The sequence below is a fragment of the Streptomyces sp. NPDC090077 genome (genome assembly GCF_044747545.1).
In the GTDB taxonomy this organism is placed as follows: domain Bacteria; phylum Actinomycetota; class Actinomycetes; order Streptomycetales; family Streptomycetaceae; genus Streptomyces.
Map to the genome: position 1 here is coordinate 35015 of NZ_JBIVEG010000039.1, position 25069 is coordinate 60083.

Here is a 25069-nt window from a genome sequence, read left to right on the forward strand (position 1 = left end):
GACCCCGGCGGGGCCGGGCCGGGGAGGGCGGTCGGCCGTCGGCCTGAGAGGATGACGGCGTACTACCCGTGCACCACCCGTCCGACGCAGACACACCGAGCACCGAGGGGCCAACGCCAGTGACAAGGGCTTCCCTGGACAAGCAGCCGCACGAAGTCGCCTCCATGTTCGACGGGGTGGCCGCGAACTACGACCTCACCAACGACGTCCTGTCCCTCGGCCAGGCGCGCCTGTGGCGCAAGGAGGCCGCGAAGGCGGTCGCCGCCCGCCCGGGGCACAAGGTGCTCGACCTGGCCGCGGGCACCGCGACCTCGTCCCTCCCGTACGCGGCGACCGGTGCGTACGTCGTCCCCTGCGACTTCTCCCTCGGCATGCTCCGCGAGGGCAAGAAGCGCCACGAGTGGCTGCCGCTGACGGCGGGCGACGCGACGAAGCTCCCCTTCAAGGACGACACGTTCGACACCGTGACGATCTCCTTCGGGCTGCGCAACGTCCAGGACACGGACGGCGCGCTGCGCGAGATGTACCGGGTGACCAAGCCGGGCGGCCAGGTGGTGATCAGCGAGTTCTCGCAGCCGACCTGGGGCCCCTTCCGGACCGTCTACACCGAGTACCTGATGCGCGCCCTGCCGCCGGTGGCCCGCGCGGTCTCCTCCAACCCGGACGCGTACGTGTACCTCGCCGAGTCCATCCGCGAGTGGCCCGACCAGCCGGCGCTGGCGGCCCTGCTGCAGAAGGCCGGCTGGTCGAAGGTGGCCTGGCGGAACCTGAGCGGCGGCATCGTGGCGCTGCACCGCGGGGTCAAGGCGTAGCCCTCCATGTCCTCCCTGTCCATGGACTACCAGGGGCTGCTGGAGCGGATCGCGGCCGACGTCGCGCCGCTGGTGGGCAGCGGCACCCCCGCGGAGTACATCCCGGCGCTGGCGAAGGTCGACCCGCGCCGGTTCGGCATGGCGGTCGCCGACCTCGACGGGAACGTCTTCGGGGTCGGCGACTGGCGCGTCCCGTTCTCGGCCCAGTCCGTCACCAAGGTCTTCGCCCTGGCGCTGGCCCTCGCGGAGGGCGGGGACAGCCTGTGGGAGCGGGTGGGGCGGGAGCCGTCGGGCAACCCGTTCAACTCGCTGGTGCAGCTGGAGTACGAGAACGGAATTCCGAGGAATCCTTTCATCAACGCGGGCGCGCTGGTCGTCACCGACCGGCTGCAGACCCTGACGGGTGACGCGAGCAGCGAACTCCTCGACTTCCTGCGGCAGGAGAGCGGCAACCCGGACCTCGGCTTCGACCCGGAGGTCGCGGCGTCCGAGCAGGAACACGGCGACCGCAACGCGGCGGTGGCCCACTTCATGGCCTCGTACGGCAACATCGACAACCCCGTACCGGCGCTGCTGGAGCACTACTTCTGGCAGTGCTCCATCGAGATGAGCTGCGCGGACCTCGCCCTGGCCGGCGGTTTCCTCGCCCGGCACGGCCTGCGCGCGGACGGCTCCCGGCTGCTGACGCGCAGCGAGGCGAAGCAGGTCAACGCGGTGATGCTGACCTGCGGGACGTACGACGCGGCGGGGGAGTTCGCCTACCGGGTGGGCCTGCCGGGCAAGAGCGGCGTGGGCGGCGGGATCGTCGCGGTCGTCCCGGGCCGGTGCACGCTCGCGGTCTGGAGCCCGGGGCTGGACGCGCGGGGCAACTCGGTCGCGGGCGTCGCGGCCCTGGACCGCTTCACCACTCTGACGGGGCTGAGCATCTTCTGATTGCGCCGCTCGCGCGGCTCGGCCCCTGACCCCGTTGCGCTCAAACGCCGCGCGGGCTGGATTGCCCGCAGGGCAATTCCAGCCCCGCCGGCGTTTGAGGCGCGGGGGTCTGGGGGCGGAGCCCCCAGGGAGTGGCCCGCGCAGTGGTGGGGGCGCGGACCCCGGCCAGGGGAAGGGCCTCCACCCGCACCCCAGCGGGAGCGCACCGGCTGCATAGACTGCGTCATGTCCTGTGCCGCCGGGCACTTCCACCGAGCCTCCAGGAGACCCCGCAGTGACCGAGCCCCTCACCGAACACTCCGCGGACGTGATCGTCGTCGGGGCCGGGCCCGCCGGTTCCACGACCGCCTACTACCTCGCCAAGGCCGGGCTGGACGTCCTGCTCCTGGAGAAGACGGCGTTCCCGCGGGAGAAGGTCTGCGGCGACGGTCTGACCCCGCGTGCCACCAAGCAGCTGGTCGCCATGGGCATCGACATCTCCGAAGAGGCCGGCTGGCTGCGCAACAAGGGCCTGCGCATCATCGGCGGCGGGCAGCGGCTCCAGCTGGACTGGCCGGAACTCGCCTCCTACCCGGACTACGGACTCGTCCGCAAGCGCGACGACTTCGACGAGACCCTGGCCCGCCAGGCGCAGAAGGCCGGTGCCCGGCTGTACGAGCGCTGCAACGTGGGCGAGCCCGTCCGCGACCCGCGCACCGGGCACATCACCGGCGTGCAGGCCAAGCTGGGCGAGGAGAAGACCCCGGTCACCTTCCACGCCCCGCTGGTGGTCGCCGCCGACGGCAACTCCTCGCGGCTGTCCCTGGCGATGGGCCTGCACCGGCGCGAGGACCGTCCGATGGGCGTGGCCGTCCGCACCTACTTCACCTCGCCCCGGCACGACGACGACTACCTGGAGTCCTGGCTGGAACTGTGGGACCGGCGCGGTCCGCAGGACCGGCTGCTGCCCGGCTACGGCTGGATCTTCGGCATGGGCGACGGCACGTCCAACGTGGGACTCGGCATCCTCAACTCCTCCTCCGCCTTCAAGGAGCTGGACTGGCGCGAGGTGCTGAAGGCCTGGTGCGCGTCCATGCCGGAGGACTGGGGCTACACCCCGGAGAACATGACGCAGCCGATCCGCGGCGCGGCGCTGCCGATGGCCTTCAACCGGCAGCCGCACTACACCAAGGGCCTGCTGCTGGTCGGTGACGCGGGCGGGCTCGTCAACCCGTTCAACGGCGAGGGCATCGCCTACGCGATGGAGTCCGGGCAGATCGCGGCCGAGGTCATCGTGCAGGCGCACGCCCGCGCGACGCCGGCGCAGCGCGAACTGGCCCTGCACAGCTACCCGAAGGTGCTCAAGGAGACCTACGGCGGCTACTACACGCTGGGCCGCGCCTTCGTGAAGCTGATCGGCAACCCGGCGGTGATGAAGATCGCCGCGCAGCGCGGCCTGACGCACCCGGTGCTGATGCGCTTCACGCTGAAGATGCTGGCGAACCTGACGGACCCCACGGGCGGCGACGCGACGGACCGCATCATCAACGGCCTCTCGAAGGTGGCCCCGAAGGCCTGAGGGAAGGCCCGAGAGGGCCCTGAGAGGGTCCTGTGAGCCGCTCCCGGTGTCCGGGGGCGGCTCAGCCGTTTCCGGGGCCCGGCAGGGCGTCCTCGGCCCCCTCGGCCGCTCCGGGGGCGCCGTGGACGGTGCGGACGCAGCGGGCCAGCAGGACGAGCCCGGACAGCAGCAGGGCGCCGGAGACGGTCCAGCCGAGGCCCAGCGTCAGGGGGTTGCCCGGTTTGTGCCACGGGCGGGTGGTGGTCAGCAGCCAGCCTCCGACCGACAGGAGGCCCAGCCCGAGGGCGGCCGGGACGGCCGTGGGGTCGCCGGCGCCGTGGTCCTCGTAGGACGGTCTGCTCACGGGACCACCACCTCCAGGGTCTGCTCGAACGGCCGGGCGGCGCGCACCGGCCATCTTCTCAGCATGCCGAAGGTCCGGTACTCCACCCCCGAGCGGGGGAGTACCGGACCTTGCGGGCGATCGTGCGACCGTGCGTCAGAGGACGCGGACGGCACCCGTCGGCATGTCGTAGCTCAGGCTGCGCTCGACGATGCCGGTGCTGGGGTTCTGCGCACCGATGAACTTGCCGTTGCCCGAGTAGATGGCGACGTGGTACGCGCTGCCCTTGGCGCCCCAGTAGACGATGTCACCGGGCTGCAGGGCGTTCAGCGAGACCGAGCGGCCGGCCATGGACTGGTCCTGGGAGACGCGGTCCAGGGAGATGTTGGCCTGGCGGTACGCGGCCTGGACCAGGCCGGAGCAGTCGTACGCGGTGGGGCCGGTGGAGCCGAGGACGTACGGCTTGCCGATCTGGGCGCGGGCGAAGGCGATGATGGCCGCCGCCGAGCCGGTGGCCGGCTTCGAGGCGGTGGAGCCGCTGCCGCTGCCGGAGCCCTTGACGGTGGAGGAGCCGCCGTTGTCGGAGGCGGAGGCGTTGGTGAGGTCGGTGCGGCCGCTGTCGCGGCCCGCGCGCTCGGCCTCGGCCTTGCGGTCGGCCTCCTGCTTCGCCTTGAGCTCGGCGACCTTGGTGGCGTCTTCCTTCGCCTGCTTCGCCTCGGCGGCGGCACCCGTGCGGGCGCTCTCCTCCTGGGCGTTCAGCTCGCCGGTGACGGCGGCTTCGACTGCGGCGACGCGGGTGTTCTCCGCAGCCGTGTTGACGGCGTTGGAGACCTGGGTGCCGAGGTCCAGGTCGAGGACCGGCATCTCGAGCGTCGTCTCGGCCACGGGCTCGGACGGGGACGCGCTCGCGGTTCCGGCCATGGCCAGGGTGCTGAGGACGCCACCGGCAACTCCGGCGCGGACCGCGAGCTTCGAGGCGCTGCGGCGGGGCTTCCGGTGGCTGGGTATGTGAGCGGTGTGGGACATGGGACAACCGCTATCAGTGGAGCCGGGTTCCCTTCAAGAAACGTGGTCTGCGCCACAGTTGCGCCCGAAGACGTTTAACCGGGCGCGTCGCGCCTCTTATTGACGCCGTAACGGACGTAACGGACACCCTTTCACAAGCCTGTGATCATGGGGTTTCAGTAATAAGTCCGAATTGATCCACGGCCTACCACCGACCCGCACAGTTGGCCAAGCCCCCTTTTCGGCGCCCCTCCCGCACGTGACGCAGGTCACAGTTACCTGGCGCCGTGAGGCGGTCGTGGCCCGTCCGTGATCCGACCGTGAACTCGCCGCGCGCTTCGTGAACGGATGCACAGGATCTCTCCCCGGATCCGGCCGGCGGCGACTTCCGGCCACCGTGTCCACTCCCGTACGTGCGGGGTCCCCCGGGCGGGGGACCCGCGTTCCCTTATCACTTGGGCGGACGAGCCGCCAATTTGCCTGCACTGCCCATCGTTTGATAGGGCAACAGGCCTCTTACCTGCATCTACGGGCCCGGATGTCACCTTTGGTGATCATGTGGCTGCCTTGAGTGCGAAGATCACCACTCATCGGCCTTCATGATCGTTCGTCAGGTGGTGGAGATCACAAACTCGGTGTTGTTACCCGTGTCGCAGATCACAGACCGGCAGGCATAAGATGCGCACCAGTCCGGCTTGTGAACTGCCTCACATGCGATCGGTCCCTGTTCGAAGGGGCGCCCTTCGAGGGGGCGGGGCACTCGGCGCCGGCGCAGCGGTCCAACGGTCAAGGACGACTGGAAGGAGCGAGGAGCGTGAATGCTTACGCACCCATCCTCGTGCTCGGCGCCATCGGCGCAGGGTTTGCGATCTTCTCCGTGGTCATGGCCACGCTGATCGGCCCAAAACGGTACAACCGGGCGAAGCTCGAAGCCTACGAGTGCGGCATCGAGCCCACCCCGATGCCCGCCGGCGGCGGTCGCTTCCCCATCAAGTACTACCTGACGGCGATGCTCTTCATCGTCTTCGACATCGAGATCGTCTTCCTCTACCCCTGGGCGGTCACCTTCGACTCCCTGGGGATCTTCGGGCTCGTCGAGATGCTGCTCTTCGTGCTCACCGTCTTCGTCGCCTACGCGTACGTGTGGCGCCGGGGCGGCCTGGAATGGGACTGAGGGGCTGAATTTCCCATGGGACTGGAAGAGAAGCTGCCGAGCGGCTTTCTGCTCACCACCGTCGAACAGGCCGCGGGCTGGGTGCGCAAGTCATCCGTCTTCCCGGCCACCTTCGGCCTCGCCTGCTGCGCCATCGAGATGATGACCACCGGCGCCGGCCGCTACGACCTGGCCCGCTTCGGCATGGAGGTCTTCCGCGGCTCCCCGCGCCAGGCCGACCTGATGATCGTGGCGGGACGCGTCAGCCAGAAGATGGCGCCGGTGCTGCGCCAGGTCTACGACCAGATGCCCGCTCCCAAGTGGGTCATCTCCATGGGCGTGTGCGCCTCTTCGGGCGGGATGTTCAACAACTACGCGATCGTCCAGGGCGTCGACCACATCGTCCCGGTGGACATCTACCTGCCCGGCTGCCCGCCCCGCCCCGAGATGCTGATGGACGCGATCCTCAAGCTCCACCAGAAGATCCAGGGCTCCAAGCTCGGCGTCAACCGGGAAGAGGCGGCGCGCGAGGCGGAGGAGGCGGCCCTCAAGGCCCTCCCCACCATCGAGATGAAGGGGCTCCTGCGTTGAGCGACGACCCGGCCGCCGAGAACGGCAACAACGTCCCCGCTCCCCGGGGCGGCTCCGGGCCCGAGGTGATCGGCGTCCGCAAGGGCATGTTCGGTGCCGGGAGCGGCGGCGACACCAGCGGCTACGGCGGCCTCGTGCGGACCGTGGCCCTGCCCGGCGCGAGCAGCCGCCCGTACGGCTCGTACTTCGACGAGGTCGTCGACGAGCTGGAGGGCGCCCTGGAGGAGCAGGACCTGCTCCCGCAGAACGCGATCGAGAAGACCGTCGTGGACCGGGGGGAGCTGACCCTCCACATCGCCCGCGAGCACCTCGTCCGCGTCGCCGCCACCCTGCGCGACGACCCGGCGCTGCGCTTCGAGCTCTGTACCGGCGTATCGGGGGTGCACTTCCCCGGCGACAAGGGCCGCGAGCTGCACGCCGTCTACCACCTGCGCTCGCTCACCCACGGGCGGATCCTGCGGCTGGAGGTGTCCGTCCCGGACGCCGACCCGCACCTGCCCTCGCTCGTCACGGTCTACCCGACGAACGACTGGCACGAGCGCGAGGCCTACGACTTCTTCGGCCTGGTCTTCGACGGCCACCCGGCCCTCACCCGGATCATGATGCCGGACGACTGGCAGGGCTTCCCCCAGCGCAAGGACTACCCGCTCGGCGGCATCGCCGTCGAGTACAAGGGCGCCCAGATCCCGGCTCCCGACCAGCGGAGGTCGTACAGCTGATGTCAACGTCAAACCACGCGTCCTCCCGCGAGACGACCGAGGGCACCGTCTACACCGTCACCGGCGGCGACTGGGACGAGATCGTGCAGAGCGCGGCCCGCGCGGACGACGAGCGCATCGTCGTCAACATGGGTCCGCAGCACCCCTCCACCCACGGAGTGCTCCGCCTGATCCTGGAGATCGACGGAGAGACGGTCACCGAGGCCCGCTGCGGCATCGGCTACCTGCACACCGGCATCGAGAAGAACCTCGAATTCCGGAACTGGACGCAGGGCACCACCTTCGTGACGCGCATGGACTACCTGACGCCGTTCTTCAACGAGACGGCGTACTGCCTCGGCGTCGAGAAGCTCCTCGGCATCACCGACCAGGTCCCGGACCGCGCGACCGTCATCCGCGTCCTGCTGATGGAGCTCAACCGGCTCTCCTCGCACCTGGTGTGCATCGCCACCGGCGGCATGGAGCTCGGCGCGACCACGATCATGATCTACGGGTTCCGGGACCGCGAGCTGATCCTCGACGTCTTCGAGCTGATCACCGGCCTGCGCATGAACCACGCCTTCGTCCGCCCCGGCGGCCTCGCCCAGGACCTGCCGCCCGGCGCGGTCGACCAGCTGCGCGAGTTCGTGAAGACGATGAAGAAGAACCTGCCGGAGTACGACAAGCTCGCCACCGGCAACCCCATCTTCAAGGCCCGCATGCAGGACGTCGGCTACCTCGACCTCACCGGCTGCATGGCCCTCGGCGCCACCGGCCCGATCCTGCGCTCGGCCGGCCTGCCGCACGACCTGCGCAAGGCCGACCCGTACTGCGGCTACGAGGACTACGAGTTCGACGTCCCCACCACCGAGAGCTGCGACTCCTACGGGCGGTTCCTGGTCCGCCTGGAGGAGATGCGCCAGTCGCTGCGGATCGTCGAGCAGTGCCTGGACCGGCTGGAGCCGGGCCCGGTGATGGTCGCCGACAAGAAGATCGCCTGGCCGGCGCAGCTCGCCCTGGGCCCCGACGGCCTCGGCAACTCCCTGGACCACATCAAGAACATCATGGGCACCTCCATGGAGGCCCTCATCCACCACTTCAAGCTGGTGACCGAGGGCTTCCGGGTCCCGGCCGGACAGGCGTACGCGGCCGTCGAGTCCCCCAAGGGCGAGCTGGGCGTGCACCTCGTCTCCGACGGCGGCACCCGCCCCTACCGGGTCCACTTCCGCGACCCGTCCTTCACCAACCTCCAGGCCATGGCCGCGATGTGCGAGGGCGGCCAGGTCGCCGACGTCATCGTGGCCGTCGCCTCCATCGACCCCGTGATGGGAGGCGTCGACCGATGACCGAGATCTCGCTGGGCATGCCCCAGCTGCCCGCCCCCGACTACCCGGCGGAGGTGCGCGAGCGGCTGGCGGCCGACGCCGCGGACGTCATCGCCCGCTACCCCGACAGCCGCTCCGCGCTGCTGCCGCTGCTGCACCTGACCCAGTCCGAGGAGGGCTACGTCTCGCGCACCGGCATCCGCTTCTGCGCCGAGACGCTCGGCCTGACCACGGCCGAGGTCACCGCCGTCGCCACCTTCTACACGATGTACCGGCGCAAGCCCTCCGGCGACTACCAGGTCGGCGTCTGCACCAACACCCTGTGCGCGGTGATGGGCGGCGACGCCATCTTCGACGAGCTCAAGGAGCACCTGGGCGTCGGCAACAACGAGACCACCGCCGACGGCAAGGTCACGCTGGAGCACATCGAGTGCAACGCGGCCTGCGACTACGCGCCCGTGGTGATGGTCAACTGGGAGTTCTTCGACAACCAGACCCCCGAGTCGGCCAAGGCACTCGTCGACGACCTGCTCGCGGGCCGTCCGGTCGAGCCGACCCGGGGCGCGCCGCTGTGCACGTACAAGGAGACCGCCCGGATCCTGGCGGGCTTCCCGGACGAGCGCGAGGGCGCGGTCGAGGCGACCGGCGGCGCGGGCCCCGCCTCCCTGATCGGCCTCCGCATCGCGCGCGGCGAGTCCCCGCACACCCCGATCGTGCACCCGCGCGGCGAGGCGCGTACCGAAGGAGGGGAGGCATGACCGTGTCCACGGAACTGAGCAAGAACGGTACGAGTCCGGAGAAGCTGCTCTCGCCCGTCCTGTCGGCCTTCTGGGACGACCCCCGGTCCTGGACGCTGGAGACCTACCGGCGCCACGAGGGCTACGAGGGACTGCGCAAGGCCCTCGCGATGACCCCGGACGAGGTGATCGCGTACGTCAAGGACTCCGGTCTGCGCGGACGCGGTGGCGCGGGCTTCCCCACCGGGATGAAGTGGCAGTTCATCCCGCAGGGCGACGGAAAGCCGCACTACCTCGTCGTGAACGCGGACGAGTCGGAGCCGGGAACCTGCAAGGACATCCCCCTCCTCTTCGCCAATCCGCACTCCCTCGTCGAGGGAATGATCATCGCCTGCTACGCGATCCGGTCGGAGCACGCCTTCATCTACCTGCGGGGCGAGACGGTCCCCGTGCTGCGGCGCCTGCACGAGGCCGTGCGGGAGGCCTACGCCGCCGGATACCTCGGCAAGGACATCGACGGCACCGGCCGCAACCTCGACATCACCGTGCACGCGGGCGCGGGCGCGTACATCTGCGGCGAGGAGACGGCACTGCTCGACTCCCTCGAAGGCCGGCGCGGCCAGCCCCGGCTGCGTCCCCCCTTCCCCGCCGTCGAGGGGCTCTACGCGTGCCCCACTGTCGTCAACAACGTCGAGTCCATCGCCTCGGTTCCCGCGATCCTGAACAAGGGCAAGGACTGGTTCAAGGCGATGGGGACGGAGAAGTCCCCCGGCTTCACCCTCTACTCGCTCTCCGGGCACGTCGCCGGCCCCGGCCAGTACGAGGCCCCCCTCGGCATCACCCTGCGCCAGCTCCTCGACATGAGCGGCGGGATGCGCCCCGGGCACCGGCTGAAGTTCTGGACCCCGGGCGGCTCCTCCACCCCGATGTTCACCGACGAGCACCTCGACGTCCCGCTCGACTACGAGGGCGTCGGCGCCGCCGGCTCCATGCTCGGCACCAAGGCGCTCCAGTGCTTCGACGAGACCACCTGCGTGGTCCGCGCCGTCACCCGCTGGACCGAGTTCTACGCCCACGAGTCCTGCGGCAAGTGCACCCCCTGCCGCGAGGGCACGTACTGGCTCGTCCAGCTGCTGCGCGACATCGAGGCGGGCAAGGGCGCCCTGTCCGACCTCGACAAGCTGAACGACATCGCCGACAACATCAACGGCAAGTCCTTCTGCGCGCTCGGCGACGGCGCGGCCAGCCCGATCTTCTCCTCGCTGAAGTACTTCCGCGAGGAGTACGAGCAGCACGTCACCGGCAAGGGCTGCCCCTTCGACCCCAGGAAGTCGACCCTCTGGGCCGACACGGAGGTACACGCATGACCGTCGTCACGAACGCCCCGGCGGGCGGCGGCGAGGCGGCGAAGCCGCCCCAGGACCTGGTGTCGCTGACCATCGACGGCGTCGAACTGTCCGTCCCCAAGGGGACCCTGGTCATCCGCGCCGCCGAGCAGCTCGGCATCGAGATCCCCCGGTTCTGCGACCACCCCCTCCTCGACCCGGCCGGCGCCTGCCGCCAGTGCATCGTCGAGGTCGAGGGCCAGCGCAAGCCGATGGCCTCCTGCACCATCACCTGCACCGACGGCATGGTCGTCAAGACGCAGCTGACCTCCGAAGTCGCCGACAAGGCCCAGCGCGGGGTGATGGAGCTGCTGCTCATCAACCACCCGCTGGACTGCCCCGTCTGCGACAAGGGCGGCGAATGCCCGCTCCAGAACCAGGCGATGTCGCACGGCAACGCCGAGTCCCGGTTCGAGGGGCACAAGCGGACCTACGAGAAGCCGGTCCCGATCTCCACGCAGGTGCTGCTGGACCGCGAGCGGTGCGTGCTGTGCGCGCGCTGCACCCGCTTCTCCAACCAGGTCGCCGGCGACCCGATGATCGAGCTCGTCGAGCGCGGCGCCCTCCAGCAGGTGGGCACCGGCGAGGGCGACCCGTTCCAGTCGTACTTCTCCGGCAACACCATCCAGATCTGCCCCGTCGGCGCCCTCACCTCGGCCGCCTACCGGTTCCGCTCCCGCCCCTTCGACCTCGTCTCCTCCCCGAGCGTGTGCGAGCACTGCGCGGGCGGCTGCGCGACCCGGACCGACCACCGGCGCGGCAAGGTGCTGCGCCGCCTCGCCGCCGAGGACCCCGAGGTCAACGAGGAGTGGATCTGCGACAAGGGCCGCTTCGCGTTCCGGTACGCGCAGCGCCCCGACCGGCTGACCACTCCGCTGGTGCGCGGCACGGACGGGGTGCTCGCCCCGGCGAGCTGGCCCGAGGCGCTGGAGGCCGCGGCCGCCGGGCTGACCGCCGCGCGCGGCCGGGCCGGCGTGCTGACCGGCGGCCGGCTGACCGTCGAGGACGCGTACGCGTACGCCAAGTTCGCCCGGGTGGTGCTCGACACCAACGACATCGACTTCCGGGCCCGGGTGCACAGCGCGGAGGAGACCGAGTTCCTGGCCGCCGCCGTCGCCGGCACCGGCAAGGACCTCGACGGCACGGGCGTCACGTACACCTCCCTGGAGGCGGCCCCGGCCGTGCTCCTCGTCGGCATCGAGGCCGAGGAGGAGGCCCCCGGGGTCTTCCTGCGGCTGCGCAAGGCCCACCGCAAGCACAAGCAGCGGACCTTCGCCCTCGCCCCGTTCGCCACCCGCGGCCTCACCAAGGCCGGCGGCACCCTGCTGGCCGCCGCCCCCGGCACCGAGCCCGAGTGGTTGGACGCCCTCGCCACCCGCACCGGCCTGGAGGCCGGCGGTTCCGAGGCGGCCGACGCGGTCCGCCTGCCCGGCGCGGTCATCGTCGTCGGGGAGCGCCTCGCCGGCGTGCCCGGCGCGCTGAGCGCGGCCGTGCGCACCGCCACCGCCACCGGCGCCCGGCTGGTGTGGATCCCGCGCCGCGCCGGGGAGCGGGCCGCCGTCGAGGCGGGCGCGCTGCCGTCCCTGCTGCCGGGCGGCCGCCCGGCCGGCGACCCGCGGGCCCGCCAGGAGGTCGCCGCCGCCTGGGGGCTGGAGGAACTCCCGCACCGCTACGGCCGGGACACCGGGCAGATCGTCGAAGCCGCCGCGACCCGGGAGCTGTCGGCCCTGCTCGTCGCGGGCGTCGAGGTCGCCGACCTGCCCGACCCGGAGCGGGCCCGCGCCGCGCTGAAGGAGGCCTTCGTGGTCTCCCTGGAGCTGCGCCCCGGCGAGGTCACCGACCACGCGGACGTGGTGCTGCCGGTCGCCGCCGTCGTGGAGAAGGCCGGCACGTTCATCAACTGGGAGGGCCGGGTCCGCCCGTTCGAGGCGGCCCTGAAGCCCGACCAGATGACCCGCCGCCTCGCCCCCGCCGACGCCCGCGTGCTGCACATGCTCGCCGACGCCGCGGACCGGCCCCTCGCACTGCCCGACGTGCACGCCGTACGGCGGGAGCTGGAGCGGCTCGGCCCCTGGGAGGGGGAGCTGGCGCCCGAGCGGTCCACCGGCCCCGAGCCGCTGCCCCGCCCCGGCACCGGTGAGGCGGTCCTCGCCGGGCACCGGCTGCTGCTGGACCTCGGCCGGCTCCAGGAGGGCGACGACGCCCTCGCCGGGACCCGGCACGAGGCCTGCGCCCGGCTCTCGGCCGACACCGCCGCCGAGACCGGCGTCAAGGACGGCGACCTGCTCGCCGTCACCGGCCCGGCCGGCTCGGTGGAACTCCCGCTGCGGATCACCGGGATGCCCGACCGGGTCGTGTGGCTCCCGCTGAACTCCACCGGCTCCGGGGTCCTCGCCGACACCGGCGCCCGCCCCGGAACCCTCGTACGGATCGGCCCGGCCGGGACCGGCCCCGCGGCCGGAGCGGAGGTACGACCGTGACCCACCTCGCCCAGCTCGCGGCCCAGCCGCAGCACGTCCTGGCAGCCGAGGACCTGTCCCTGTTCGGCAGGGACGTCTGGTGGCTCGTCCTCCTCAAGGCGGTGTTCTGCTTCGCCTTCCTGATGGTGACGGTGCTCTTCTCCATCGTGTGGGAGCGCAAGGTCGTCGCCTGGATGCAGCTGCGCATCGGCCCCAACCGGCACGGCCCCTGGGGCATGCTCCAGTCGCTCGCCGACGGCGTGAAGCTGATGCTGAAGGAAGACGTCGTCGTCAAGCGCGCCGACAAGGTCGTCTACGTGCTGGCGCCGATCATCGCGGCGATCCCGGCGTTCATGGCCATCGCGGTGATCCCCTTCGGCCCCTCGGGCAACGAGGTGTCCATCTTCGGCCAGCGCACCACGATGCAGCTGACCGACCTGCCGATCGCGATGCTGTACGTCCTCGCGGTCGCCTCGGTCGGGATCTACGGCATCGTCCTCGCCGGCTGGTCCTCGGGCTCCACGTACCCGCTCCTCGGCGGCCTGCGCTCCTGCGCGCAGATGATCTCGTACGAGATCGCGATGGGCGCCGCGTTCGCCTCGGTGTTCCTCTACTCCGGGTCGATGTCGACCTCGGCGATCGTGGAGGCGCAGGCGGACCGCTGGTACATCCTGCTGCTGCCGGTGTCCTTCATCATCTACGTCGTCACGATGGTCGGCGAGACGAACCGCGCCCCCTTCGACATGCCGGAGTCCGAGGGCGACCTCGTCGGCGGCTTCAACACCGAGTACTCCTCCATCAAGTTCGCCCTGTTCATGCTGGCCGAGTACGTCAACATGGTCACCGTCTCGGCGGTGTCGGTCACCCTGTTCCTGGGCGGCTGGCGGGCGCCGGCGCCGATCTCCACGTACTGGGAGGGCGCGAACCACGGCTGGTGGCCGATGCTCTGGTTCGTCCTCAAGGTGCAGCTGCTGCTGTTCTTCTTCATCTGGCTGCGCGGCACGCTCCCGCGCGTGCGCTACGACCAGCTGATGAAGCTCGGCTGGAAGGTCCTGATCCCGGTCTCCGTGGTCTGGCTGATGCTGGTCGCCACCGTCCGGGCGCTGCGCAACGAGCGCTACGACTTCAGCGAGATCGTCCTGTACGTCGGGGGCGCGGTCATCGCGATCCTGCTGGTCTCCTCCGTCGCGGACCACTTCCGGGACCGGCGCGAGAAGACGGCGGCTGCCGCGGCCGGGAAGGCCGCCGCGGCCGAGCCCTTCGACCCGATGGCGGGCGGGTTCCCCGTGCCGCCCAAGCCCGGCCAGCACCTGGCACCCGTACCGCGCCGACGTCCCCGCGGAGAGCGGGAGCTGATTGTCAGTGGCGGGACGAATACTGACAGTGACCGAGAGGAGGGTGCTGACCATGTCTGACGCGGAGCAGAGCGAGAAGTGGCAGAACCCGGTGGCCGGCTTCGGCGTGACCTTCAAGGCCATGTTCAAGAAGCGGCTCACCGAGCAGTACCCGGAGCAGCAGAAGACCACCGCTCCGCGCTTCCACGGGCGGCACCAGCTCAACCGCCACCCCGACGGCCTGGAGAAGTGCATCGGGTGCGAACTGTGCGCCTGGGCCTGTCCCGCCGACGCGATCTACGTGGAGGGCGCGGACAACACCGAGGAGGAGCGCTACTCCCCGGGCGAGCGGTACGGGCGGGTCTACCAGATCAACTACGCCCGCTGCATCCTGTGCGGACTGTGCATCGAGGCGTGCCCGACGCGTGCGCTGACGATGACGAACGAGTTCGAACTGGCCGACGCCAGCCGCGAGTCCCTGATCTACACCAAGGAGCAGCTCCTCGCCGGGCTGACCGAGGGCATGGTCGAGGCCCCGCACTCGGTCTTCCCGGGCACCGACGAGCAGGACTACTACCGCGGGCTGGTGACGGGCGCGGCCCCGGGCACGGTCCGGCAGGTGGCGGTGTCGAAGGGCGAGACGGCCGAGGGCGAGACGGCCGCGGCCGGCCGGGCCGAGGAGGTCGGGGCATGAGCGCCATCGCCGCGGCCGCCGGCGCGACCTCCACCGGCGAGGCCGTGCAGTTCTGGGTGCTCGGCACGATCGCCGTCATCGGCGCGCTGTGCACGATCCTGATGAAGAAGGCCGTGCACAGCGCCCTGTGCCTGGCCGGGACGATGATCATCCTGGCGGTCTTCTACCTCGCCAACGGGGCGTACTTCCTGGGCGTGGTCCAGGTCGTCGTCTACACCGGCGCCATCATGATGCTGTTCCTCTTCGTGGTCATGCTCGTCGGCGTCACGGCGGCGGACTCCCTGAAGGAGACCATCAAGGGCCAGCGCTGGCTGGCCGCCCTGTGCGGGCTCGGCTTCGGCATCCTGCTGATCGCCGGCATCGGCAACGCGGGCCTCACCCACTTCAACGGACTCGGCAAGGTCAACTCCGCCGGGCACGTCGAGGGACTCGCCGAACTGATCTTCACCCGCTACATCTTCGCCTTCGAGCTCACCGGCGCCCTGCTGATCACGGCGGCCGTCGGCGCGATGGTCCTCACCCACCGCGAGCGCACCGAGCGGGCCGCCACGCAGCGCGAGCTCGCCGAGCAGCGCGTACGCGACGGCGTGCAGCTCCCGCCGCTGCCGGCCCCCGGCGTCTACGCCCGGCACAACGCCGTGGACGTCGCCGGTCTGCTGCCGGACGGCACCCCGTCCGAGCTGACCGTCAACAAGACGCTGCGCGCCCGCGGCCAGATCCGCGACGTGTCGGGCCAGGCCCTGGACGACCTCAAGGCGCTGGAGCAGGCCTCCGCGGAGCGCCTGGGCCGAGAGGAGGCCTCGAAGTGAATCCGGTCAACTACCTGTACCTGGCGGCCCTGCTGTTCACCATCGGCGCGGTCGGCGTGCTCATCCGGAAGAACACGATCGTGCTGTTCATGTGCGTCGAGCTGATGCTCAACGCCTGCAACCTCGCCTTCGTGACCTTCTCCCGGATGCACGGCAACCTCGACGGCCAGATCATCGCGTTCTTCACGATGGTCGTCGCCGCCGCGGAGGTCGTGGTGGGCCTCGCGATCATCGTGTCGCTGTTCCGTACCCGCCACTCGGCCTCGGTCGACGACGCCAGCCTGATGAAGCTGTAAGGGGCGTTCACAGTGGAGAATCTGATTGCGCTGCTGGTGGCAGCGCCCCTGCTCGGAGCGGTGGTGCTGCTGTGCGGCGGCCGTCGCCTCGACAAGGCCGGCCACTGGATCGGCACCCTGCTCGCGGCCGTCTCCTTCGGCATCGGCGTCGTCCTCTTCGCCGACATGCTGGGGCGCGGGGCCGACGACCGGGCGCTGCACCAGCGGCTGTTCACCTGGATCCCCGTCGAGGGCTTCCAGGCCGACATGGCCTTCCAGCTGGACCAGCTGTCGATGACCTTCGTCCTGCTGATCTCCGGGGTGGGCACGCTCATCCACGTGTACTCGATCGGGTACATGGAGCACGACGAGCGCCGCCGCCGCTTCTTCGGCTACCTCAACCTGTTCGTCGCGGCGATGCTGCTGCTCGTCCTCGCCGACAACTACCTGCTGCTGTACTTCGGCTGGGAGGGCGTCGGCCTCGCCTCGTACCTCCTGATCGGCTTCTGGCAGCACAAGCCCAGCGCGGCCACCGCCGCGAAGAAGGCGTTCCTGGTCAACCGCGTCGGCGACATCGGCCTGTCCATCGCCATCATGCTGATGTTCACCACCTTCGGGACCTTCGCCTTCGGCCCGGTGCTCTCCTCCGTCGGGGAGACGAGCGAGGGCACGCTGACGGCGATCGGCCTGATGCTGCTGCTCGCCGCCTGCGGCAAGTCGGCCCAGGTGCCGCTGCAGTCCTGGCTCGGGGACGCGATGGAGGGCCCGACCCCGGTCTCGGCCCTGATCCACGCGGCCACCATGGTCACCGCCGGCGTCTACCTGATCGTCCGCTCCGGGGCGATCTTCAACGGGGCGCCGGACGCCCAGCTGGTCACCACCGTCGTGGGCGCGGTGACGCTCCTCTTCGGTGCGATCGTCGGTTGCGCCAAGGACGACATCAAGAAGGCCCTCGCCGGGTCGACGATGTCGCAGATCGGCTACATGATCCTGGCCGCCGGCCTCGGCCCGATCGGCTACGTGTTCGCCATCATGCACCTGGTCACGCACGGCTTCTTCAAGGCCGGCCTCTTCCTCGGCGCCGGCTCGGTCATGCACGGCATGAACGACGAGGTCGACATGCGCAAGTACGGCGCCCTGCGCACGTACATGCCGGTCACCTTCGTCACCTTCGGCCTCGGCTACCTCGCGATCATCGGCTTCCCCGGCCTGTCCGGCTTCTTCTCGAAGGACATGATCATCGAGGCGGCCTTCGCCAAGGGCGGCACCCAGGGCTGGATCCTCGGCGGGGTCGCCCTGCTGGGTGCCGGCATCACCGCCTTCTACATGACCCGGGTCATGCTCCTCACCTTCTTCGGCGAGAAGCGCTGGCAGCCGGACGCCGAGGGACACCCGCCGCACCCGCACGAGTCCCCGAAGTCCATGACCATCCCGATGATCGTCCTGGCGTTCGGCTCGGTCTTCGCGGGCGGCTTCTTCGAGATCGGCGAGCGCTTCCTGAACTGGCTGGAGCCCGTCACCGGCTACGAGCACGGCAACCCGCCGGTCAGCGCCATGGCCGTCACCGCCTCCACCATGGTCGTCCTCGTCATCGGCGTCGGCATCGCCTGGTCGATGTACGGCCGCCGGCCCGTCCCCGTCGTCGCCCCGCGCGGCTCGTTCCTCACCCGGGCGGCCCGCCGGGACCTGTTCCAGGACGACTTCAACCACGTGGTCCTCGTCCGCGGCGGCGAGCACCTGACCCGCTCCCTCGTCTACCTCGACCACAGCGTCGTCGACGGAGCGGTCAACGGCACGGCCGCCTCGGTCGGCGGGCTCTCCGGCCGGCTGCGCAAGCTGCAGAACGGCTACGCCCGCAGCTACGCGGTGTCGATGTTCGGGGGCACGGCGATCCTGATCGCCGCGACCCTGCTGATGAGGGCGGTGTGAGATGAATGTCCCGCTTCTGACCGTCACGGCGGCCGTGCCCGCGGTCGGCGCGATCCTCACGGCGGCCGTCCCGGCCGCCCGCCGGACCGTCGCCAAGTGGCTCGCGCTGCTGTTCTCGCTCGCGACCCTGGTCCTGGCCGTCCTGGTCGCGGTCCGCTTCGACCCCGGTGGCGAGCGCTACCAGCTCACCGAGTCCCACGCCTGGATCGCCGACTTCGGCGTCCGCTACGAACTGGGCGTCGACGGCATCGGAGTCGCCCTCATCGGGCTCACCGCGCTGCTGATCCCCTTCGTGATCATCGCCGGCTGGCACGACGCCGACCCGCTGGAGACCAACTCCTCCCGCTGGCGGCCGACCCAGGGCTTCTTCGCCCTGATCCTGCTGGTCGAGGCGATGGTGGTGATCTCCTTCGAGGCCACCGACGTCTTCCTCTTCTACGTCTTCTTCGAAGCCATGCTCATCCCGATGTACTTCCTCATCGGCGGCTTCGGCGACCGGGCCCACTCCGGGTCCGACGAGAACGCCGCCGCGCAGCGCTCCTACGCGGCGGTCAAGTTCCTCCTCTACAACCTGGTCGGCGGCCTGATCATGCTGGCCGCCGTCATCGGGCTGTACGTCGTCGCCGGGAACTTCTCCCTCCAGGAGATCGCCGCGGCCCGCGCCGCGGGCACCCTCGACATGGCGACCAACACCGAGCGGCTGCTCTTCCTCGGCTTCTTCTTCGCCTTCGCGGTGAAGGCCCCGCTGTGGCCGCTGCACACCTGGCTGCCCAACGCGATGGGGGAGTCCACCGCCCCGGTCGCCGTGCTCATCACCGCGATCGTCGACAAGGTCGGCACCTTCGCGATGCTCCGCTTCTGCCTCGGGCTCTTCCCCGACGCCAGCAAGTGGGCCACCCCGGTGATCCTCGTACTGGCCCTGATCAGCATCGTCTACGGCGCGCTGCTCGCGGTCGGCCAGCGCGACATCAAGCGGCTGATCGCCTACGCCTCGATCTCGCACTTCGGCTTCATCATCCTGGGCATCTTCGCGATGACCTCCCAGGGCCAGTCCGGGGCGACCCTCTACATGGTCAACCACGGGATCTCCACGGCGGCCCTGATGCTCGTCGCCGGATTCCTGATCTCCCGGCGCGGCTCCCGGCTCATCGCCGACTACGGCGGCGTCCAGAAGGTGGCCCCGGTCCTCGCCGGCACCTTCCTGATCGGCGGCCTCGCCACCCTGTCCCTGCCCGGCCTCGCGCCCTTCGTCAGCGAGTTCCTCGTCCTCGTCGGCACCTTCGCCCGCTACCCGGTCGTCGGGATCATCGCCACCGTCGGGATCGTCCTCGCCGCGCTGTACACGCTGGTGCTCTACCAGCGCACCATGACCGGCCCCGTGAAGGAGGAGGTCCGCACCATGCCGGACCTGCGCGCGCGGGAACTGCTGGTGGTCGCCCCGCTGATCGCGCTGCTGATCGGACTGGGCGTCTACCCGAAGGTGCTGACGGACATCGTCAACCCGGCGGTGGAGCACACCCTGTCTGACGTGAAGCAGACGGACCCGAAGCCCGAGGTTCCCGTCCAGAACGTGGAGGCGGCCAAGTGATCGCTGCCCAGAGCCTGCTGACCCTGGCGGCCGACGTACCGGCCGACCGGATCCCGGCCCCGCACATCGAGTACGCACAGCTCGCGCCCACGCTGATCGTGGTGGGCGCGGCCATCGTCGGAGTCCTCGTCGAGGCCTTCGTCCCCCGCAAGTACCGCTACCCCGTCCAGGTGTTCCTCGCCGTCGCCGCGCTGGCCGCCGCCTTCGCGGCCGTCGTCGGCCTCGCCGCCGGCGGCTACGGCAGCACGAAGGCGCACGTCGCGGCCATGGGCGCCATCGCCGTCGACGGCCCGGCGCTGTTCCTCCAGGGCACGATCCTGCTGGCCTCCATCGTGGCGGTGTTCACCTTCGCCGAGCGCCGCCTCGACCCGAAGGCGCACGGCAAGCGGGTGGACTCCTTCGCCGCCCAGGCCGCGTCCGTACCGGGCAGCGACAGCGAGAAGGCCGCCGTCAAGGCCGGCTTCACCACCACCGAGGTGTTCCCGCTGGCCCTGTTCGCGGTCTCCGGCATGCTGATCTTCCCGGCCGCCGACGACCTGCTGACGCTGTTCATCGCGCTGGAGGTCTTCTCCCTCCCGCTGTACCTGCTGTGCGCCCTCGCCCGCCGCCAGCGGCTGATGTCGCAGGAGGCCGCGGTGAAGTACTTCCTGCTCGGCGCCTTCTCCTCCGCCTTCCTCCTCTTCGGCATCGCGCTGCTCTATGGCTACGCGGGCTCGGTCTCCTACGCGGTGATCGCCGACGTGGTCGACGGCACCGTCGCCCGGATCGACCCGGCCCTCGCCTCCACCATGGGCAACGACGCGCTGCTGCTCATCGGCGGCGCGCTGATCCTGATGGGTCTGCTGTTCAAGGTCGGCGCGGTCCCCTTCCACATGTGGACCCCGGACGTCTACCAGGGCGCCCCGACCCCCGTCACCGGCTTCATGGCGGCGGCGACCAAGGTGGCCGCGTTCGGCGCGCTGCTGCGGCTGCTGTACGTGGTCCTGCCCGGCCTGCGCTGGGACTGGCGGCCGGTGATGTGGGGCGTCGCGATCGTCACGATGCTCGCGGGCGCGGTGATCGCGGTGACCCAGACCGACGTGAAGCGGCTGCTGGCGTACTCCTCGATCGCCCACGCCGGGTTCATCCTGGCCGGTGTGATCGCCACCTCTGAGGAGGGGGTCAAGTCCGTCCTGTTCTACCTGGGCGCCTACTCCTTCGTGACGATCGGCGCCTTCGCGGTGGTCACGCTCGTGCGCGACGCGGGCGGCGAGGCGACGCACCTGTCGAAGTGGGCCGGTCTGGGACGGCGTTCGCCGCTGACCGCGGCGGTCTTCGCGGTGTTCCTGCTGGCCTTCGCCGGCATCCCGCTGACCTCCGGCTTCACGGGCAAGTTCGCGGTGTTCAAGGCGGCGGCGGAGGGCGGTGCCGGGGCGCTGGTCGTCGTCGGTGTGATCTCGTCGGCGATCGCCGCGTTCTTCTACATCCGGGTCATCGTGCTGATGTTCTTCAGCGAGCCGAAGGCCGACGGCCCGACGGTGGCCGTGCCCTCGCCGCTGACGATGACCACCATCGCGGTGGGCGTCGCGGTCACCCTGGTCCTGGGTCTGGCTCCGCAGTACTTCCTGGACCTGGCGGGACAGGCGAGCACCTTCGTGCGCTGACCGGTCCGCGCGGGCGGAAGGGCCCGGCCCCCTCGGGGGGCCGGGCCCTTCGCCGTGCGGGCGCGGGGTCCGCCGCTAGTGGCCGTGTGCGTGCGCCGGGGTGGTGCTCTTCGCGGCGGGGTTCTTCTTGGGGCAGGTCAGCGCCGGGTTCCAGTTGTGGAAGCGGCCGGCCGGGTTCTTCTCGTAGGCCCACATGTGGAGGTCGTAGTGCTTGGGCATGCCCGCCCAGTGGCCGGGCATCGGTCCGTCGAAGGGCAGCCCGAACATGCTGGGCCGGTCGTCGGTGGTCTTCAGGTCCTGGTCCCGGTCGGTGGACATCCACTCCACCGTCTGGAGCTTGCGCCGGCCCTTGCTGTCCTTGTGGGTGCTGTAGAGGAGCGCGGTCGGCTTCGCGGGGTCCTTCGAACCCCAGTTGGACTCCTTGACGTAGTGGTAGCCCATGGTGCCGACCCCGAACGGGTTGGTCATGCACTCCTCGCCGTGCGGGACGTAGCCGTCCTTGAGGGCCTCGCGCTCGTCCACGTACTTGGCGGTCACCGACATCGCCGTGGCCATGTCGCGCATGGCCTGTGCGTTGCGGGGGTCGGGCGCCGGCCCGTCGACCGCCTGTGCCGGGGGCACGGCGGCCAGGAGCAGGGACGCGCCGGCGACGGCACAGGCGAGGAGGGCCTTCGGGCTGCGGTGCACGGACATGGGAGCTCCTGGTCGTTCGGGGCCTGTCCCGGAGGGGCTTTCGTTCGTCCACCTTCGCGGCGGGGCTCCGGCGGTGCACGCGGCGGGATGCCAAACGGGGGGTCAGGAAGGGGCGGCGGCCGGGGGAGCGGCGGGCACGGCCGGTACGGCGGGGCGCGGCCGGGTGGTGCCGGGGCGGCAGACGACCTTCGGGTTGAACGGCTCGAACCGGCCGGAGGGGTTGTGCTTCCACAGCCACAGGTGCAGCGAGTAGTGCACCTTCTGGCCCGGGTACCGGGCGGGCAGCGGGCCGCGGAAGGGCTGCCCGAACAGGGAGGGGCGGTCGTCGTCGGTGTCCGCGCGGCCGTCGCGGTCCACGACCATCCATTCGAGGCCGGCCAGCTTCCAGTGGCCCGCGCCGTCGCCCTCGTAGAGCAGGGCCGCCGGCTTCTTCGGGTCGGTGGAGCCGTCGTAGGCGTGGTTGAAGTGCGGGTAGCCGAGGGCTCCGCCGCCCTCGCCCGGGTTGACCACGCAGTACTGGTCGGGGACGTAGCCGGCGGCGACGGCCAGCCGGTGGTCGCGGTACTTGGCGGTCGCCATGAAGGTGGCGGCCAGCTGGGCGGTGGGCGTGGCCGTCGGGGCGGCCGGGGCCGCGCCGAGGGTGAGGGAGGCGGCGGCTGCGAGGGCCAGGGGGACGATCCGTGCGGTACGAGGGGCCATGCGAGCAGGTTCACCGCGGCCCGCGGGGCCCGCCACCCGGGTGGCGCGGGTGGAGTAGGGGGGCGGCGTGTCCGCCGCCCCCCGCGTCCTTCCGTTCCGTCAGGCGGCGGTGATGCGGCCGGTGACCTCGCCGAGGCCGACGCGGGTGCCGTCGGCGCCGGGGGCCCAGGCGGTGAGGGTGACGGTGTCGCCGTCCTCCAGGAAGGTGCGCTTGCCGTCGGCGAGCTCGACGGCGTCCCGGCCGTTCCAGGTGAGCTCCAGCAGGGAGCCCCGCTCGTCGACCTCCGGACCGCTGACCGTGCCGGAGCCGTACACGTCGCCGGTGCGCAGCGAGGCGCCGTTGACCGTCATGTGGGCCAGCTGCTGGGCGGCCGTCCAGTACATCGAGGCGAACGGCGGCCGGGACACCTCCTGCCCGTTGATGGAGACGGTGATGCGCAGGTCGAAGCCGCCGGGGCGGTCGACGACGGCGTCGTCCAGGTAGGGCAGCAGCGGGAAGTCCCGGGCGGGCGGGGTGACGCGGGCCGCGTCCAGGGCCTCCAGGGGGGTCACCCAGGCGGAGACGGAGGTCGCGAACGACTTGCCGAGGAAGGGGCCGAGCGGCACGTACTCCCAGGCCTGGATGTCGCGCGCGGACCAGTCGTTGAGGAGGAACAGGCCGAATACGTGCTCCTCGAAGTCGGCGAGCGCGACGGGCCGGCCCATCTGCGAGGGGGTGCCGACGACGAAGCCGACCTCGGCCTCGATGTCGAGCTTCACGGACGGCCCGAAGACCGGCGCGGGGTCGGTGGGCGCCTTGCGCTGGCCGGAGGGCCGCACCACGTCGGTGCCGGAGACCACGATGGTGCCCGAGCGGCCGTGGTAACCGATGGGCAGGTGCTTCCAGTTGGGGGTGAGCGCGTCCCCGTCCGGGCGGAAGATCCGTCCGACGTTGGTGGCGTGGTGCTCGCTCGCGTAGAAGTCGACGTAGTCGGCGACCTCGTACGGCAGGTGCAGCGTGACCTCGTCGAGGGGGAGCAGGTGCGGTTCGACGGTGCCGCGGTGGCCGGGGTCGGTGACCCAGGCGGTCAGCGCGCGGCGCACGTCGCGCCAGGCGGTGCGGCCCGCGGCCAGCAGCGGGTTGAGCGAACCCTGGGCGAGCAGCCCGGCGTACGGGGACCCGAGCGCGACGGCCACGGCCCCCGCGTCGAGGACGTACCCGCCGATGCGCACGCCGACCCGGCGGCGCTGCGGCTCCGCGGGGGTGGAGAAGACGCCGTAGGGGAGGTTGTGCGGCCCGAACGGGTCGCCCTCGGGGACATCGAGGGGGCTCTGCTGGGGCATGGGGTGCTGCCTCGCTTTCGAGGGGGGCCGGGGGTGTCCCGGGGGCTGGCTGACACGTTACGTGGCGTGTGGGGTCTGTGGGAGGCCGGATTAGGGCTCTATTTGTAGGACTTGTCCAAAGGGGTCCGTATCCTTGGCCGGGTGACTTCCGCCCTCCCCTACGCCTTGATCGCCACCGACTTGGACGGGACTCTGCTGCGCGCCGGTGACACCGTTTCCGCCCGCTCGTGCGCGGCGCTCGCAACGGCGCGCGCGGCCGGCGCCCGGCACATCGTCGTCACCGGGCGCCCCGTCCCACAGATCCGGCACGTCCTGGACGACCTTGGTTACTCGGGGCTCGCGGTGTGCGGGCAGGGCGCGCAGGTGTACGACGCGGCGCGCGGGATCCTGCTGCACTCCGTCGCGATGGACCGGGGGCTGGCCGAGGTGGCGCTCGGGAAGATCGAGGCGGAGATCGGCGAGGTGTACGTCGCCGTCAACCAGGAGGGCGTGGACGCGGAGATGCTGGTGGGCCCGGGCTACCGGATGCCGCACCCGCACCTGCCGATGGTGCGGGTGCGCGGGCGCGGGAAGCTGTGGTCCTCACCGATCAACAAGGTGCTGCTCCAGCACCCGCGGCTGGACGACGACGAACTGACCCGGGTGGCGCGATCGGTGGTCGGCGACCTGGTGAACGTCACCATGGCGGGGGAGCACACGGTGGAGCTCCAGCCTCCGGGCGTGGACAAGGCGGCGGGGCTGGCGCGGGCGGCTTCGGTCCTGGAGCTCGGGGCGGAGTCGACGATCGCCTTCGGCGACATGCCGAACGACATCCCGATGTTCGAGTGGGCCGCCCACGGGGTGGCCATGGCCGACGCCCACCGCGAGCTCGTCGCCGTCGCGGACGAGGTCACCCTCTCGAACGAGGCGGACGGCATCGCGGTGGTCCTGGAGCGGCTGTTTCCTTCCTAGGGGGTGTCCGCAAAGTGGCGCCGTCCGCCCGGAGGGCGGGCGCCGCGGGGCAGGCGGGACTTTGCGGACACCCCCTAGTCTTCCGAGTCAGGAATTCTGTTCAGATAGCTGGCGAGGCGTTCGAGGATCTCGTCCGCGGTTCTGGTCCAGACG

23 protein-coding genes are annotated in these 25069 nt (G+C 70.9%); 18 read left to right on the plus strand and 5 right to left on the minus strand.

Features of this window, described 5'->3' with window-relative positions:
* The first annotated feature begins 119 nt into the window (after positions 1-119).
* The 3 genes from ACIPW5_RS35965 to ACIPW5_RS35975 all read left to right on the plus strand — a co-directional run bounded on the left by ACIPW5_RS35965 (position 120) and on the right by ACIPW5_RS35975 (position 3303).
* The gene (locus ACIPW5_RS35965; protein ID WP_401254461.1) at positions 120-812 is read left to right on the plus strand and encodes a demethylmenaquinone methyltransferase; all 693 of its coding nucleotides are present in this window, start codon (positions 120-122) and stop codon (positions 810-812) included.
* 21 nt (positions 813-833) lie between these two features.
* Positions 834-1745 carry a glutaminase gene (locus ACIPW5_RS35970; protein WP_401254526.1) on the plus strand — a complete coding sequence of 304 codons (912 nt, stop codon included), beginning with the start codon at positions 834-836 and terminating at the stop codon, positions 1743-1745.
* A gap of 274 nt (positions 1746-2019) precedes the next feature.
* Positions 2020-3303, plus strand: coding sequence for a geranylgeranyl reductase family protein (locus ACIPW5_RS35975; protein ID WP_401254464.1), 1284 nt, complete (start codon positions 2020-2022; stop codon positions 3301-3303).
* Positions 3304-3364: 61 nt separating this feature from the next.
* On the opposite strand, the gene ACIPW5_RS35980 is transcribed toward ACIPW5_RS35975, so the two are convergent.
* The gene (locus ACIPW5_RS35980; protein ID WP_401254466.1) at positions 3365-3646 is read right to left on the minus strand and encodes a hypothetical protein; all 282 of its coding nucleotides are present in this window, start codon (positions 3644-3646) and stop codon (positions 3365-3367) included.
* Between the two features lie 135 nt (positions 3647-3781).
* The gene (locus ACIPW5_RS35985) at positions 3782-4651 is read right to left on the minus strand and encodes a C40 family peptidase (protein WP_401254469.1); all 870 of its coding nucleotides are present in this window, start codon (positions 4649-4651) and stop codon (positions 3782-3784) included.
* A 793-nt stretch (positions 4652-5444) separates the two neighbouring features.
* Between ACIPW5_RS35985 and ACIPW5_RS35990 the strand changes: the two genes are divergently transcribed.
* Genes ACIPW5_RS35990 through nuoN form a run of 14 tightly spaced genes read left to right on the plus strand, consistent with a single transcriptional unit; the run spans position 5445 to position 21250 of the window.
* Positions 5445-5804: an NADH-quinone oxidoreductase subunit A gene (locus ACIPW5_RS35990; RefSeq protein WP_045946775.1), complete on the plus strand. Its 360-nt coding sequence runs from the start codon at positions 5445-5447 to the stop codon at positions 5802-5804.
* 15 nt (positions 5805-5819) lie between these two features.
* On the plus strand, positions 5820-6374 hold the full coding sequence (locus ACIPW5_RS35995; RefSeq protein WP_007265818.1) for an NADH-quinone oxidoreductase subunit B family protein: 555 nt from the start codon (positions 5820-5822) through the stop codon (positions 6372-6374).
* On the plus strand, positions 6371-7093 hold the full coding sequence (locus ACIPW5_RS36000; protein WP_401254472.1) for an NADH-quinone oxidoreductase subunit C: 723 nt from the start codon (positions 6371-6373) through the stop codon (positions 7091-7093). Before ACIPW5_RS35995 ends, ACIPW5_RS36000 begins: the two co-directional genes overlap by 4 nt.
* A complete protein-coding gene (locus tag ACIPW5_RS36005; protein WP_401254475.1) occupies positions 7093-8418 on the plus strand; it encodes an NADH-quinone oxidoreductase subunit D in 1326 nt (441 codons plus the stop codon). The genes ACIPW5_RS36000 and ACIPW5_RS36005 overlap by 1 nt, the downstream gene beginning before the upstream one ends.
* Positions 8415-9155, plus strand: coding sequence for an NADH-quinone oxidoreductase subunit NuoE (gene nuoE / locus ACIPW5_RS36010; protein WP_401254478.1), 741 nt, complete (start codon positions 8415-8417; stop codon positions 9153-9155). The genes ACIPW5_RS36005 and nuoE overlap by 4 nt, the downstream gene beginning before the upstream one ends.
* Entirely contained in the window at positions 9152-10501 is a 1350-nt protein-coding gene (nuoF, locus tag ACIPW5_RS36015) for an NADH-quinone oxidoreductase subunit NuoF (RefSeq protein WP_401254480.1), read from the plus strand. The genes nuoE and nuoF overlap by 4 nt, the downstream gene beginning before the upstream one ends.
* Positions 10498-12999 (plus strand): NADH-quinone oxidoreductase subunit G, encoded by a 2502-nt coding sequence (locus ACIPW5_RS36020; RefSeq protein WP_401254483.1) that lies wholly within the window; start codon positions 10498-10500, stop codon positions 12997-12999. Before nuoF ends, ACIPW5_RS36020 begins: the two co-directional genes overlap by 4 nt.
* Positions 12996-14393 carry an NADH-quinone oxidoreductase subunit NuoH gene (gene nuoH / locus ACIPW5_RS36025; protein ID WP_401254486.1) on the plus strand — a complete coding sequence of 466 codons (1398 nt, stop codon included), beginning with the start codon at positions 12996-12998 and terminating at the stop codon, positions 14391-14393. The genes ACIPW5_RS36020 and nuoH overlap by 4 nt, the downstream gene beginning before the upstream one ends.
* On the plus strand, positions 14386-15006 hold the full coding sequence (gene nuoI, locus ACIPW5_RS36030) for an NADH-quinone oxidoreductase subunit NuoI (protein WP_401254489.1): 621 nt from the start codon (positions 14386-14388) through the stop codon (positions 15004-15006). The genes nuoH and nuoI overlap by 8 nt, the downstream gene beginning before the upstream one ends.
* Positions 15003-15815: an NADH-quinone oxidoreductase subunit J gene (locus tag ACIPW5_RS36035; protein ID WP_401254492.1), complete on the plus strand. Its 813-nt coding sequence runs from the start codon at positions 15003-15005 to the stop codon at positions 15813-15815. Before nuoI ends, ACIPW5_RS36035 begins: the two co-directional genes overlap by 4 nt.
* Entirely contained in the window at positions 15812-16111 is a 300-nt protein-coding gene (gene nuoK, locus ACIPW5_RS36040; RefSeq protein ID WP_401254494.1) for an NADH-quinone oxidoreductase subunit NuoK, read from the plus strand. Before ACIPW5_RS36035 ends, nuoK begins: the two co-directional genes overlap by 4 nt.
* A gap of 12 nt (positions 16112-16123) precedes the next feature.
* A complete protein-coding gene (gene nuoL / locus ACIPW5_RS36045; protein WP_401254497.1) occupies positions 16124-18019 on the plus strand; it encodes an NADH-quinone oxidoreductase subunit L in 1896 nt (631 codons plus the stop codon).
* A gap of 1 nt (position 18020) precedes the next feature.
* Positions 18021-19607 carry an NADH-quinone oxidoreductase subunit M gene (locus ACIPW5_RS36050; protein ID WP_401254500.1) on the plus strand — a complete coding sequence of 529 codons (1587 nt, stop codon included), beginning with the start codon at positions 18021-18023 and terminating at the stop codon, positions 19605-19607.
* Positions 19604-21250 (plus strand): NADH-quinone oxidoreductase subunit NuoN, encoded by a 1647-nt coding sequence (nuoN, locus tag ACIPW5_RS36055; RefSeq protein WP_401254503.1) that lies wholly within the window; start codon positions 19604-19606, stop codon positions 21248-21250. Before ACIPW5_RS36050 ends, nuoN begins: the two co-directional genes overlap by 4 nt.
* A gap of 75 nt (positions 21251-21325) precedes the next feature.
* Here the strand turns inward: nuoN and ACIPW5_RS36060 are convergent, their stop codons facing one another.
* From ACIPW5_RS36060 to fahA, 3 genes are all read right to left on the minus strand, one after another.
* Complete coding sequence (locus ACIPW5_RS36060) at positions 21326-21943, minus strand: hypothetical protein (RefSeq protein WP_401254506.1); 618 nt, start codon at positions 21941-21943, stop codon at positions 21326-21328.
* A gap of 102 nt (positions 21944-22045) precedes the next feature.
* A complete protein-coding gene (locus ACIPW5_RS36065; RefSeq protein ID WP_401254508.1) occupies positions 22046-22642 on the minus strand; it encodes a hypothetical protein in 597 nt (198 codons plus the stop codon).
* Positions 22643-22741: 99 nt separating this feature from the next.
* Entirely contained in the window at positions 22742-23965 is a 1224-nt protein-coding gene (gene fahA, locus ACIPW5_RS36070; protein WP_401254511.1) for a fumarylacetoacetase, read from the minus strand.
* A gap of 141 nt (positions 23966-24106) precedes the next feature.
* On the opposite strand from fahA, the gene ACIPW5_RS36075 reads away from it, so the two are divergent.
* Positions 24107-24916 (plus strand): HAD family hydrolase, encoded by an 810-nt coding sequence (locus ACIPW5_RS36075; RefSeq protein WP_401254514.1) that lies wholly within the window; start codon positions 24107-24109, stop codon positions 24914-24916.
* The last annotated feature ends 153 nt before the right edge of the window (positions 24917-25069 follow it).